Annotated in this window: 11 protein-coding genes; 4 read left to right on the top strand and 7 right to left on the bottom strand. The window is 51.9% G+C overall.

The genetic code is table 11. The features are described 5' to 3' along the window. Nucleotides 1-202 precede the first annotated feature (202 nt). Nucleotides 203-1,621, top strand: coding sequence for a lipopolysaccharide biosynthesis protein (locus HMPREF1527_RS00370; RefSeq protein WP_016476718.1), 1,419 nt, complete (start codon nucleotides 203-205; stop codon nucleotides 1,619-1,621). A gap of 49 nt (nucleotides 1,622-1,670) precedes the next feature. Here HMPREF1527_RS00370 and HMPREF1527_RS00365 read toward each other — a convergent pair whose 3' ends face one another. Further along, nucleotides 1,671-1,994, bottom strand: a complete 324-nt coding sequence (locus tag HMPREF1527_RS00365) for a glutaredoxin (protein ID WP_016476717.1) — start codon at nucleotides 1,992-1,994, stop codon at nucleotides 1,671-1,673. Nucleotides 1,995-2,292: 298 nt separating this feature from the next. Between HMPREF1527_RS00365 and HMPREF1527_RS00360 the strand changes: the two genes are divergently transcribed. Together HMPREF1527_RS00360 and HMPREF1527_RS07970 are read left to right on the top strand one after the other, a co-directional pair. Further along, nucleotides 2,293-3,291 (top strand): DUF5692 family protein, encoded by a 999-nt coding sequence (locus tag HMPREF1527_RS00360; protein ID WP_016476716.1) that lies wholly within the window; start codon nucleotides 2,293-2,295, stop codon nucleotides 3,289-3,291. A gap of 295 nt (nucleotides 3,292-3,586) precedes the next feature. Beyond that, nucleotides 3,587-3,757 (top strand): peptide-methionine (S)-S-oxide reductase, encoded by a 171-nt coding sequence (locus tag HMPREF1527_RS07970; RefSeq protein ID WP_084594827.1) that lies wholly within the window; start codon nucleotides 3,587-3,589, stop codon nucleotides 3,755-3,757. Nucleotides 3,758-3,807: 50 nt separating this feature from the next. On the opposite strand, the gene HMPREF1527_RS00355 is transcribed toward HMPREF1527_RS07970, so the two are convergent. The 4 genes from HMPREF1527_RS00355 to HMPREF1527_RS00340 all read right to left on the bottom strand — a co-directional run bounded on the left by HMPREF1527_RS00355 (nucleotide 3,808) and on the right by HMPREF1527_RS00340 (nucleotide 7,954). Then, nucleotides 3,808-5,415: a S1C family serine protease gene (locus HMPREF1527_RS00355; RefSeq protein ID WP_016476715.1), complete on the bottom strand. Its 1,608-nt coding sequence runs from the start codon at nucleotides 5,413-5,415 to the stop codon at nucleotides 3,808-3,810. Between the two features lie 173 nt (nucleotides 5,416-5,588). After that, on the bottom strand, nucleotides 5,589-6,263 hold the full coding sequence (locus tag HMPREF1527_RS00350; RefSeq protein ID WP_016476714.1) for a winged helix family transcriptional regulator: 675 nt from the start codon (nucleotides 6,261-6,263) through the stop codon (nucleotides 5,589-5,591). A gap of 51 nt (nucleotides 6,264-6,314) precedes the next feature. Then, complete coding sequence (locus tag HMPREF1527_RS00345; RefSeq protein WP_016476713.1) at nucleotides 6,315-7,628, bottom strand: glutamine synthetase family protein; 1,314 nt, start codon at nucleotides 7,626-7,628, stop codon at nucleotides 6,315-6,317. 104 nt (nucleotides 7,629-7,732) lie between these two features. Continuing rightward, nucleotides 7,733-7,954 (bottom strand): FeoB-associated Cys-rich membrane protein, encoded by a 222-nt coding sequence (locus HMPREF1527_RS00340; RefSeq protein ID WP_016476712.1) that lies wholly within the window; start codon nucleotides 7,952-7,954, stop codon nucleotides 7,733-7,735. Between the two features lie 174 nt (nucleotides 7,955-8,128). Here HMPREF1527_RS00340 and gpmA point away from each other — a divergent pair, with 174 nt between their 5' ends. Further along, complete coding sequence (gene gpmA, locus HMPREF1527_RS00335) at nucleotides 8,129-8,893, top strand: 2,3-diphosphoglycerate-dependent phosphoglycerate mutase (protein ID WP_016476711.1); 765 nt, start codon at nucleotides 8,129-8,131, stop codon at nucleotides 8,891-8,893. A gap of 180 nt (nucleotides 8,894-9,073) precedes the next feature. On the opposite strand, the gene HMPREF1527_RS00330 is transcribed toward gpmA, so the two are convergent. Continuing rightward, nucleotides 9,074-10,936, bottom strand: coding sequence for an ABC transporter ATP-binding protein (locus tag HMPREF1527_RS00330; protein ID WP_016476710.1), 1,863 nt, complete (start codon nucleotides 10,934-10,936; stop codon nucleotides 9,074-9,076). Further along, nucleotides 10,929-12,686 (bottom strand): ABC transporter ATP-binding protein, encoded by a 1,758-nt coding sequence (locus HMPREF1527_RS00325; protein ID WP_369745352.1) that lies wholly within the window; start codon nucleotides 12,684-12,686, stop codon nucleotides 10,929-10,931. Before HMPREF1527_RS00325 ends, HMPREF1527_RS00330 begins: the two co-directional genes overlap by 8 nt. Nucleotides 12,687-12,780 lie beyond the last annotated feature (94 nt).

Below are 12,780 nucleotides of genomic sequence, written 5' to 3'. Positions count from 1 at the left end.
ACGCGTTATCAATATTCTCTCTATACCGTACTTCTCTCTATACCCTACTCGTTTGTGGCGACTTTTACACAAAATTGCGTCATTCGTAATCAGATGTACATCGTGCCGTACAATCAAGAGAGAACACGGGTAAGAAGAACATGTAATCCATACGCTTCTTATCCGCAGCAGGCACTCCACCCGAAAGGACCTTCGCTCGTTTATGTTTGGCCGTACACCTCAGAAAACCGAAGCACCCAGATATCGCACCCCTCGCTACTCAGATCGCGCTGCCACTGATACTTCTGGCAAAGATACCTCAAACGCGTTCACATCACTCGTTGGGCAGTGGTGGGACCGTGTAATCTCTTCGATTTTTTCCGGCGGGCTTGCCAAACAGAGCGCGCAATACCTCGCTCATCAAACCAAACGAGACTACCTCGCCAACATCGTAGGGCAAAGTTCGTGGGGGGCGCTTTTTCCCTTGCTTGCCGTTGTCTGTTCGCAACTCGTCGGCGTTGAGCAGGCGGGACTCTTTTCTATGGCTTTTGTCATAGGCATGCTCCTGCTTTTTGTGGCGCAGTACGGCGTACGCACCTTCCAGGTCTCTGACCTTGACGAGCTGCTGTCCTTCTCCGATTACCAGGCACAGCGCCTTTTGTCCTGCCTTGCGATGCTGGCGCTCGGAGGTATGTGGTGCCTGTTTCGCGGCTACGGCGAGCCTATGTTTTCACTATGTACAGGCGTCTTTGTATTTCGATTTGCCGATGGCATGGCTGACGTATACGAAGGAAGACTTCAGCAAAAAGACAAACTGTATCTGGCTGGCATTTCACAGGCTCTTCGGTGCATCCTGGGAGGTGTCATCTTTTCCCTCACGCTCTTGATAACGAGAAATCTCACCTGGGCCTCATGGGCAATGGGCATCATCGCAATGCTGACCCTTGTTGCGGTAACCATTCCGCTTGCGCTTCTGGAAACAGAGAAGAGCGCACCTTTAACCATACAAGGCGTTAAGAAAATCTTTGTCCAATGCTGGCCCCTCTTTTTGGGACTCTTTTTGTACAACCTTATTGATTCAATACCAAAGTTCGCTATGGAGGGAACGCTCTCCTACGACAATCAGCTTTATTTCAATGCGCTCTACTTCCCTGCTCATATGATTTTAATGGCATCGATTTTGATATACCGTCCGCAGCTGGTAAGGCTTGCCAATATATGGGAAGATCCCGATTCCAAACATCGGTTTGGACTGGTAGTGCTTGCTATGCTTGGCGTCATCGTCCTCATTACCGCGGCTACTGTTCTTTTTGTTGACCTTATCGGCATCCCTCTTAATACCTTTTTGTACGGCACCGATTTTGAGCAGTATCGAAATCTTGCCCGCGTCATGGTAGTTACCGGCGGGCTTTGCGCTGGCATCGATTATCTCTATCAGATTATTACAATTCTCCGGGCTCAACGCGACGTGACGCGTATCTACGTTATTTCGTTTATTATCGCAATTCCCGTCATATATATGATGGTTGGATTCGACGGACTTAACGGCGCTGTCATCGGCAGCTTTACCACTATGGCAATCCTCTTTTTATTGCTGGTCAGCGACTATATCAGTCTTCGGCGCCGGTATAGAAATGAATAGGCTCGAACACCTGAGTGCCGAGCCTAAATTTCTTACAACCTTTTTCGTTTTAGAAAGAACAGCCGCCACCGATGGTGCATGAGCCGCCGGTCGAAGTGCTGCTGTCCTTCTCGCCCTCGCCCGTGCTGCTAGCGCCGAACGTCTTTTTCAGATACTCAATGATGTCATTGGACTCATAGAGCGCCGTACCATCGATAAAAAGACAGGGAACCTGACGCTTACCTCCCTCGTTGATAAGACGCTCACGAGACGCCTCATCAGCTTCAATATCGTGCAGGGGCAACTTGATGTTGTTGGCGTCCATAAAAGACAGAACCTTATGGCAATACGGACAGGATGGCTTAAAGAAGAGTTCAAGATTGGCTGTAGCCATGATATAGCTCACTTTCTGTCAGACAGCGCATGCGCTGCAATGGTCAAACTATCCCTCGTATACCCGCTTCACAGCAAGCCTTTCAGCGCCGTCTTGCATCTCAGCCCGCCCTCAGCGGCCGATGCTTGCGTTCACCGGAAAATGCCGCCGCATCACCGATGATTCGCCACGCATCAATTCAAATAGCTATACTTGGAATACATCAGAAAAGTCGTTTCGCAGAAACGCCCTGTGCAATGTGCGCCTTACCCCTTGCACTTTGCAAAATGTATTTGATGAGGTATTCGAAGGAGAGAATATGTTATTCAACGTCTATGGCGATCATGCCGCTTTTCAGTGGCTTGGTTGGATTGCTGTCTTTGTGGCTCTTATCGTCACAAATGAAATCGCGCGACGCTCAAAAGCCGGCGGCATCTTTATGTTCGTTGTCTTGCCCGTTGCCATGACCATCTACTGCGTCGCAATTGCCGTAGGCGTTGCAAACGGCCAGGAATGGGCTATCAATAACCCTACGAACATCTATCAAAACAGCTGGTTTCACTATGCCAAGGTGTACGCAGCTCTTGCGGGTTGTTTGGGCTTTATGGTTATCAAGTATCACTGGGGCGCACTGGGTAAAGCGCACTGGTTTAAGGCATTTCCCTTTGTCATTGTCGCTATCAATATCTTGATTGCCGTTGTCTCAGACTTCGAGAGCGCGTATCACTTCTTTGCGCTTGGTGAGCAGACATGGGTTACCTCCGAGGGAGCCACGCAGGTCGCCGGCTGGAACAACGTATTTAACGGCATCGCGGGACTTTTGAACATCTTTTGCATGACCGCCTGGTGGAACGTCTATTCCTCCAAGGACGGACACGATATGCTTTGGCCCGACATGACGTGGGTCTTCATCATCGCCTACGACATCTGGAACTTCTGCTACACCTATAACTGCCTGCCGCACCACGCGTTCTTCTGCGGCTTCGCGCTCTTGCTTGCCCCAACCGTTGCTAACGCGATTTGGAATAAGGGCGCGTGGATTCAAAACCGCGCTAATACGCTTGCTATCTGGTGTATGTTCGCGCAGGTCTTCCCTGCTTTTCAGGAGAACAGCGTGTTTGTCACGCACTCCGTGCTGAACTACAACACCAACGTCATTGTCTCAGTCATCGCTTTGGTGACAAACGTTTTGGCGCTCGGCTACATCATCTATCGCTCCAAGATGCAAGACATCAATCCCTACACGCACGATGTCTTCCGCAGCACCCGCGATTACGATCAGGCGCTGGCTCGCGTCGCTCCGGGCGAAATTGACTAGCCGCCACGAGCAAAGTCGCATAACCGCTACATAACGTTTGCTACCGTAGTCCAACGGGCAAATGACGGTTCATATTTCACGGTTCTGCTCGCAATTCCAAGTTCGTAATTCCAAGCTCGCAATTCCAAAAAAATGCCACAGTTGTGATAAAAATACTTCACAACTCATGGCATTTTTAGGGGATTTATCACAACTGATGCCTTTTTTAGGAGTTTTCATATCACAACTCATGCCTAAATCTGGAATCTTCTTCTATAGCTCACGCGACTCTTTGAGAAGAATATAGAATTGCGTCATCATCGCGCAGGAGCAACGCCTCAAACGTAAGGTAGCCGTTGAGGTTGATCCCCTGCGCAATTACATCCTTGCTGAGAACTACCATCAAAGCCACCTCAAGAAGAACCCAGGAGGTTACTGTCACATTGATGTCAATGCGGCAGGTAAACCGCTCACTTCTGAGGAGTAGCTCTTACTCGCCTTCTCAAATTGTTCACAAGCGCTCAGAGGCGCCTGGCGCTAGTTGACAAACAGCGAAACCAGTCCCGAGAGCATCCTGTAAAAAGAAGTTACAATCTTTTCAAAAATAGTGAGTTGGTCGAACTTGTCCTTATAAATCCGATCAGATCCGTCGACGCCCAAAAGGTGGTCGATAAGCTCGTTGACCGGATCAATCTTATTGGTATTCTCGCGAGAATCATTTGGTGATTCAGAGTCGTCCTCAGTATCACCCTCAACGTCGCCTTCGCCTTCCTCGCCTTCTTCGCCTTCCTGATCGTCTTGATCCTGATTTTTCTGTTTAAGACTATTCGGAGTGTTATCTTCACCCTTCTTCTTCAGGCTACTCAAAGCCTCATCAGAGCCAAGAGTTACCTTGAACGTCTTGCTCTCGCCGTCTCGAATAACATCAACTGTAACGACATCGCCAATCGAATGAGAACGCACTTCCACCAGGACCTCATCAGAGGACGAAATTTTCTTACCATTAATGGAGATGATGATATCGCCGTTTTTAATTCCCGCTTTTGTCGCTGGCCCTGTGGGATCTGAATCGGCAACATAGGCGCCATAATCGATGTCCAGGTCGTTTGACTTGGCGTTTCGCTCGTTTACCGTCTGCATCGACAGACCCAGATACGCATGGGTCACCTGCTTACCGGAAATAATCTGCCTCGCGATATCCACCGCGTAATTTCCCGGAATAGCAAAGCCTATGCCGGCAAACGACTTGGTATCTGACGAGAAGAGCGTGCAAATTCCCACCAGCTTACCGTTGGAGTCAACGAGCGCTCCGCCGGAGTTCCCCGGATTGATAGCCGCGTCCACCTGAATGAGGTTTGCATACACGGCAATCTCGCCGCTCTCGGTTTGCATAAGGTCCCCGCGGGAAAGCGCTGATACGATGCCGGCGGAAACGGAATGCTCCAGTCCAAACGGACTTCCAACGCTCATCACCCAACTGCCGGGAACAAGCTTAGAGGAATCGCCTATCTCAATGGGAACGATTGAAGTTCCCTTGAAGTCCGCGTGGAGAACCGCCAGGTCAGAAGAGGCGTCATATCCCACAACAGTCGCGTCGTACTCCGTGTTTCCCATCGATACCGTTACTTTTTCGCAATTTTCTATAACGTGATAATTGGTAACGATATTTCCGTCTTTATCAAAGATGACACCTGAGCCTGATCCTTGCTTTCCGTCTTTATAGGTGACATATACCGACACAACCGAAGGGAGAGCCTTGGATGCGACAGCTTCGCTTACGTCTGCATTTTGCCGACTGGCGTTGATGGTCACATCCTGTACGGGCTGATTTGAACCACTCACTGTTACATTGGTAGACCGGTTGACCACCTGTCCGGATTGACCAAAGACACCTGCCGCAAAAAGGATGCCCACAATGAGCGCCGCGCCAATGCCGCCTCCCAGCACACTTACCAGAAAACGAAGCGCCATCCCGCCCCCGCCGCGTTTCTCTGGCGTTGGCTTCGGTGCTAGCGTTGGCTCTTCTGGTTGCCCTTGCGCCTGCACATGCGACATCTCAAGCGTTTGCTCTGCTTGAGGTGACGTCTCTGAAGGCGACACAACGGCGCCGGGTATCTCTGACATGCCGTTTTCGTGGCTGTCCATGATACATCTCCCTTACGTTCTTATCGAACAAACCGATAGGCTGTCACCACATGACAGGACTATCAGCCATCGTTTCTCGTGCGCATACCTCATACTCATACGCGTACATGTTATACGCATACGCTTTATGCGCATACTATTCTACAAAAGGATTTCATTTCCATGCGCGCGCGTTACACGCGGAATAGGTAACCGACGCCGCGCACTGTTTCGATATGAGCCGCCGCCTGTGGGCCAATCTTGGAGCGAACACGACGAACATGCACGTCAACGGTGCGAGTGCCACCGCAATATTCAAATCCCCACACGCGCTGCAAAAGCACTTCTCGAGAATACGCGCGCGATGGGTGACTTGCCAAAAACGAAAGCAACAAATACTCCATATACGTTAAATCAACCGGAGCATCGTCAATATAGACCTGATACGTTGCAAGGTTGATTTTGATATTGTCCACAATCACCAAATCGCGAGAGGTACTTTCGGCCCCCGGCCAAAGCAGCAACGAACAGCGCAAGCTGAGTTCCGGAAGACCCGCCGTCGCGACAATGAAATCATTGTGTCCCTGAGATGGAGGAGTAAAACTGACAAGCGCCTCCAAATCACAAACAAACAGCCGTGGAATGGAGCTGTTTTGCGTACAGAACGCATCAACGGCAGTAGCAAACTCGGACGATAGGCCCTTCTCGTCAATGATAACAAGGTCAAAGGTGCGTCCTGATATCGGTACCTGCGAAAACGTCGCTTCAGTAGCAAGGGCGACAGAAACATCAATCACACGCGTAAGCTCACGCATGCGCTCATGCAGACGCGCGGTAGCTGAAATGAGCAGGATGTTCTTATGGTGCATGAAACTCTCCTCGGAAGCGTACGTTTAGCTAGCGTAGCACAAATGCAGCGCTCAGACGCCCGCGTAATACTTCATACGATCCCAATCGGTCACGGCAATGCAGCTCTCGCGCCATTCCTGCTCCTTGCGCTCACACAAATAGCCAAAGATGTGATCACCCAACGTCTTACGCATGAGCTCGGACTCTTTGAAGCGAACAAGGGCTTCTCCCAGCGTTGCTGGCAGAGGCTCGCCAAAATCGGCGGGATTCCCTCCCTCATATTCAGGAGGAAGCGGGAGTTCGTCCTCAATGCCCTTCAACCCCGCCATCAACGTCGCTGCAAGCGCGAGATACGGGTTTGCACAGGGATCGGGATTGAGAAGCTCCGCGCGCGTGGCAATATGCTTGCCCGGCTTATGCGCAGGAATGCGAACCAAAGCCGCCCGATTCTTGCAGCCCCACGTTGTGTAATGTGGAATAGCCTCGCGATCAAAGCGCTTGTACGAGTTGACCGTCGGATTGGTAATCAACATGAATTCCGGCGCGTATTTCAGAAGGCCGGCAACATAGTGCTGCGCCAACGGCGACAGATGCGCCGGATGACTTGATTTAGGAGCCCAGAACAGATTTTCGCCTTTGTGGTCAAGGAGCGACTCATACAAAAACATCGCGGACCCCGGCACACCCTGCAGGGGCTTGGGCATAAAGGTTGCAAAGACGCCGTGAAGCGTTGCAATGTGACGGATGACCAAACGTGCGGTCATGATACTGTCAGCGCAGCTCACAGCTTCGGAATAACGCAGCTCCACGCCATTTTGCGACGGGCCGGCCGCATGGAAGGAATACTGCACCGGAACGGACATGGCTTCAAGCGCTCGCGCTGTGGCGTAGCGCAAATCATGCGATAAGTCCGCCGAGGCGAGATCAAGATAGCCCGCATGATCGATAGGGGTCGGGTGCACGCTGTCGGTAAAATAAAAATACTCGAGCTTAGGACCAACGTTCATGGCGTAGCCCTTCTCGTCAGCCTTCATAAACGCGCGCTCAAGCACACGGCGCGGGTCCCCCTCAAAAGGTTCGCGCGATGGCGTTTGAATATCGCAAAACACATTGGCGACCGTTTCGCCATCGTTTTCCCAGGGCAGGACTTGAAACGTTGCTACATCGGGAAACGCCAAAAGATCAGACTGTTCATGGGACGCGAAGCCCTCGACAGCGGAACCGTCAAAGCCAATGCCCTCAACAAAAGCTTCTTCAAGTTCCTCCGGCGAAATCGACAGCGCCTTCAGATTCCCCTGCACATCCGTAAAGCAAAGACGCAGGTAGCGAATGTCGCGTTCTTCGACCGTGCGTAGTATATAGTCAATTTTCTTATCGTCAGTCATAAGTTCCTCCGAGACAGCTGCACAATGCGACACCTATACATTCTCACAAAAATGTTTCGTGACTGTTTCGTCTTTTTGGGACACTACGCTAAAGCCGGCCTCAACTATGCTGAAACTCCATCATGCGCGGATATGGCCGCGTCCGCGTCTGCAATCATCTTTTCGGCAACACCACAGTGTCCGTCTCCGGTTTCATGAGCAGAGCAGCTCTTTGACGAAGCACAGCCGGAGCACTTCCCTCCTTTGAAACCTTTGACCAGCGAGCGGATACAAAAAGCAACTGCAGCTACAACCACAAGCACAACTACAATGTCAATCACGTGCATAACCAAGACCTTTCATTTGCGCGGCAAAAAAATACCACACATGATTTTGATGTTAACTGGAGCAAACTATACCCAAGTGAGGCATACTAATACCTGTAAAGAGTCGCTCACACATAATTCGGTGAGCGGCGGCGCGGCTGGCGTCGCGCAGATTTCTAGAGAAGGGACACCTTCATGGCAAAAGACGAGTACATGCACCTTGTTATTGTGCGCCACGGCGAATCTGAGTGGAACAAGCTCAATCTCTTTACCGGCTGGACCGATGTTGATCTTACTGAGACCGGCCACGAGGAGGCAATCGCAGGCGGCAAGGCTCTCCATGAGGCCGGCTACGACTTTGACGTTTGCTATACCTCCCTTCTGAAGCGCGCAATCCACACGCTCAATCATGTCCTTGACGAGCTCGACCGCAATTGGCTACCCGTTCACAAGACCTGGCGTTTGAACGAGCGTCACTACGGCGCGCTCCAGGGCCTCAACAAGGCTGACGCTGCCGCTGAGCACGGCGAAGATCAAGTTAAGATTTGGCGCCGCTCCTTTGACGTCCAGCCCCCGGCGCTTGAGCCCGGTGATGAGCGCGACCCCCACGTACAGGAAATGTTCCGCGAGGTTCCCAAAGAAGATCTGCCTTACACCGAGTGCCTGAAAGACACTATCGCTCGCGCATGGCCGTATTTTGAGTCTGAGATTAAACCCCAGATGGAAGCTGGCAAGCGTGTCCTCATTGCTGCCCACGGCAACAGCCTGCGCGCTCTTGTGATGCAGTTTGAGCATCTTACTCCTGAGCAAATTCTTGAGGTCAACATCCCTACCGGCATTCCTTGCGCGTACACCTTCAACAAAGACTGGAACGTAGTCGACAAGCACTATATCGGCGATCCGGCAACCATCGAAGCTAAAATTAACGCCGTAGCTAACCAGGGAAAAGTTAAAAAGTAGTTGTTCTTCTCGGCATGTAAGATTGCAACGGAGTCGTATCGTTTGATGCGACTCCGTTTTGCGTTTTGTGCATCTTGTACGTTTTGACGCAACTCGCCACCCGTGAGCCCTTTCTTAGCAGGTTTTGCAAGCAAGCGAACAAGCGCAAACTGCCAAGCGCAAGTTGCCCTTACTCTGCCCTTACTCCAGCTCGCGGGAACCGGTATAGAGTTGGTAGTATTCGCCGTGTTGGGCGAGAAGTTCCTCGTGAGTGCCGCGCTCGATGATGCACCCGTGCTCAAGCACCATGATGGCGTCAGCGTTGCGCACGGTGGACAGGCGATGCGCAATTACAAAGACGGTACGTCCTGCCATAAGAGCGTCCATGCCACGCTCAATCAGCGCCTCAGTGCGAGTATCAATACTAGATGTTGCCTCGTCCAGTATGAGGACCGGCGGGTCAGCGATAGCCGCGCGAGCAATAGCTAAAAGCTGGCGCTGGCCTTGAGAAAGATTGGCGCCGTCAGAGGTAAGCATAGTCTGGTACCCCTTGGGCATACGGCGAATGAACTTATCAGCGTTGGCTATCTTAGCGGCAGCCACTACCTCATCATCGCTGGCGTCGAGCTTGCCAAAGCGAATATTGTCCGCAATGGTGCCGATAAACAGGTGCGTATCCTGGAGCACGATGCCAAGTGAGGACCGCAGCGCCGCCTTTTTGATGTCATTTACGGGAATACCGTCATAGGTGATGGCACCGCTACGCACATCATAGAAACGGTTGATTAGGTTGGTAATCGTTGTCTTGCCGGCGCCGGTAGAGCCGACAAACGCGATTTTCTGACCCGGCTTCGCAAAAAGCGAAAGATTGGCAAGAACCGTCTGGCCCTCGTCGTAACCAAAGGTCACATGGTCAAAACGAACGTCTCCGGCAAGCGGGATCTTCTCGCCATCGGGCTTTCGCCATGCCCATCGCTCATCACCCGTATCGTAGCCGCTTGTACGAACCAAGGTAACGCTACCATCATCTACCTCGGACGAGAGTTCCATAACGCCAAAGATACGCTCCGCGCCGGCAAGCGCCGTCATGAGAAAGTTGCCAAGCTGCGTGAACTGGTTGAAAGGCATAGCGGCTTGTCGAACAAAGACCAGATACGAGGCGAGGCTTGCCACATCGGCGTAACCATTGACGGCAAGAACAGCGCCCACAACGGTAACCACGGCATAATTGATGTACGTCAATGACACTGTAATGGGAACCATAGTTGCCACATACATCTGGGCGCTGGTGCCAGCAGCTCGAAGCTCTTCATTACGCTTCTGGAATTTCTTGAGATTTTCAGCCTCGTGATTGAATACCTTTACCACTTTCAGCCCCGAGATGCTTTCTTCAGAGTACCCGTTAAGCGCCGCGAGCGATGTTTGCTGCCTGGCATAATACGCTGCCGAACGTCCGCTTGAATAGCGCGCATACCAAGCAATCAGCACGTCAAAGGCCACGGTAATGATAGTGAGGCGCCAATTCAAAACAAACAGCAGGACAAGCGTGCCAACCATCTGGATAGATGCCAAAACGAGATTGGCAAAGCTGTTATTGAGCGCCTCGGAAATAGTGTCGACATCGTTGGTAAAGTAACTCATGATGTCGCCGCGAGTCTGTCCATCAAAGAATTTCAGGGGCAAGGTCAGAATATGCTCAAAAAGGTCGCGGCGAATGTCAAATACGATTGTCTGGGCTGCTCGAACCATAACCTGCGTATAGCCTACGCTGGCAAGAGAGCCCAGCAGATAGACGACCGCCGTAAAAATCACCAGATGCGTAAAGCCGGAAACATCGCCTGTTCCTACCGCGGTGACGACCGGTTTGATCATATAGGTACCGAGAAGCGCGGCAAGGCCGCTCACGGTCACAAGAAACGCCACCAGAAGCAGGCGTTTCTTCGCATGGTCAAGATACGTTATAAAGCGGCGCAGCGTGTGGCCAACATCTTGAGGACGGGCAACCGCTCCGCGAGAAGCTGCGACTCCGCCTCCCTGAGCAGTTGAACCTCCGCGGTTAGCCATGGCGCACCTCCCCCTTCACCGCAGCAGTCTCCTGCGCATCAGAGCTGTGCAGCTGCGACTCGTACAACTCCCTGTAGATAGGGCTTACGGCGAGAAGTTCCTCATGCGTTCCTGTCATATGAACGCGACCGTTATCGAGAACGACAATCTGGTCCGCCTCCATAACGGAGTTCACGCGCTGAGCGATAATGATCTTCGTCGTCCCCTTAAGACGCGCGAGACCGCTTCTGATTTTGGCGTCAGTCGCCATGTCAACGGCGCTTGTTGAGTCGTCACAAACAATAATCTTGGGGTGTTTCAAAAGCGCTCGTGCAATACACAGGCGCTGCTTTTGACCACCGGAAACGTTCACGCCACCTTGACCCAAATCACCATCAAGGCCGCCAATACGATCGAGAAACTCATCCACACAGGCAATTCTACAAGCTTCAAGCAGCTCTTCGTCAGTTGCCTGAGAATCACCCCACTGCAGATTGTCACGAACGGTTCCTGAGAACAGAACGTTTTTCTGGAGCACCACGGCCACAGCATCACGGAGAGCAGCCAGATCATAGGCGCGGACATCATGGCCGCCAACCTCAACCACGCCCGTCGTCGCGTCGTAGAGGCGCGCAATCAACTGTACCAGCGTAGTCTTGCCCGAACCGGTTCCGCCAAGGATTCCAACGGTAGACCCGGCTGCAAAAGAAAGCGTAACGTCTTCGAGAACGTCTTCTTCAGCATCAAGGCTGTACTTGAAAGAAACGTCTCTAAACGCAACTGCGCCATCTGAAACCTCAGTCAAACCGTCTTGTGGCGACTGAATGACAGGTACCTCTAAAAGTATCTCGCCAATACGATGCACGCTGGTAATGGCGCGAGCGGTAAGTAGAAAAATGCCGGAAATCATCATGAGCGAGTTCATAATAAGCAGGACATAGCTCATGAAACCAGTAAGCTCTCCAACGCCAAGCGTACCTGCCATAATCATCTGACCGCCAAAAAGCAGGATGGCAACGTTTGCCACATACATGGCCGTCTGAAATGCCGGAACATTCATAACCGATGTACCAAATGTGCGCGTTGCCGTTTGAGCGTAAGCGCCGTTAACAGCGGCAAGTCGATCAGACACAAAGCCTTCGCGCACATACGCCTTAATCGCGCGGATAGCGGCGAAGTCCTCCTGAAGCGCCTCGTTGATTTTATCCATGGAGCCTTGGAGCGCCTGGTAGAGCGGACTCACGCGGGTCACAATAAAGACGAGGCAAAGCGCCAGAAAAGGCAGGACAGTAAAGTAAACGAAAGCCAGCTCAGGGCTCATTAAAAACGCCAAAAGGACGCCCATGACCAGCATGATAGGTCCGCGCATAAACGGACGCGTACCCATAGCGACAGCGTTTTGAATAACCGTAATATCGGAGGTCAGACGAGTCACCAGAGAAGACGTATCGAACCGGTCAAGGTTTGCAAAAGCGAAGCCTTGCATGCGGGCAAACTCATCCTCACGAAGGCGCGCACCAAGCCCCATGGCGGCACGAGCCGAGAAGCGCGCGTAACCAATGCCTGCTCCCATGGCGAGAAGCGCGAAAGCAACCATGGCAATACCGTTTACCAGCACCGTTTGCAAATTGGCCCGCATGATACCGTCATCAACGATACGCGCCATCAAAAATGGAATGAAAATCTCCAGCACGGACTCCGCAAACACGCAGAGTCCTGACTTGATAAAGTCGCTGCGATACGCGCCCAGATGTGAAACGAGCACTTTGATGTCGGAAAGCGCCGTAGCGTTTCCAGAAGCCGCAACGACGTTGTTCTTCTCGCTAGATGAAATGGTTGCCGTATAAGAAACGTCTTCAGACACA

It is taken from the genome of Atopobium sp. oral taxon 199 str. F0494 (assembly GCF_000411555.1).
GTDB lineage: Bacteria > Actinomycetota > Coriobacteriia > Coriobacteriales > Atopobiaceae > Lancefieldella.
This window is presented reverse-complemented; position numbering and strand designations above follow the sequence as displayed.

Excerpts from the sequence above, each read along its gene's own strand:
- HMPREF1527_RS00360 (WP_016476716.1), top strand. The coding sequence starts at position 2,293 with ATGTTATTCAACGTCTATGGCGATCATGCCGCTTTTCAGTGGCTTGGT.
- HMPREF1527_RS00330 (WP_016476710.1), bottom strand. The coding sequence starts at position 10,936 with ATGGCTAACCGCGGAGGTTCAACTGCTCAGGGAGGCGGAGTCGCAGCT.
- HMPREF1527_RS00350 (WP_016476714.1), bottom strand. The coding sequence starts at position 6,263 with ATGCACCATAAGAACATCCTGCTCATTTCAGCTACCGCGCGTCTGCAT.
- HMPREF1527_RS00365 (WP_016476717.1), bottom strand. The coding sequence starts at position 1,994 with ATGGCTACAGCCAATCTTGAACTCTTCTTTAAGCCATCCTGTCCGTAT.
- HMPREF1527_RS00340 (WP_016476712.1), bottom strand. The coding sequence starts at position 7,954 with ATGCACGTGATTGACATTGTAGTTGTGCTTGTGGTTGTAGCTGCAGTT.
- HMPREF1527_RS00345 (WP_016476713.1), bottom strand. The coding sequence starts at position 7,628 with ATGACTGACGATAAGAAAATTGACTATATACTACGCACGGTCGAAGAA.
- gpmA (WP_016476711.1), top strand. The coding sequence starts at position 8,129 with ATGGCAAAAGACGAGTACATGCACCTTGTTATTGTGCGCCACGGCGAA.
- HMPREF1527_RS00370 (WP_016476718.1), top strand. The coding sequence starts at position 203 with ATGTTTGGCCGTACACCTCAGAAAACCGAAGCACCCAGATATCGCACC.
- HMPREF1527_RS00355 (WP_016476715.1), bottom strand. The coding sequence starts at position 5,415 with ATGGACAGCCACGAAAACGGCATGTCAGAGATACCCGGCGCCGTTGTG.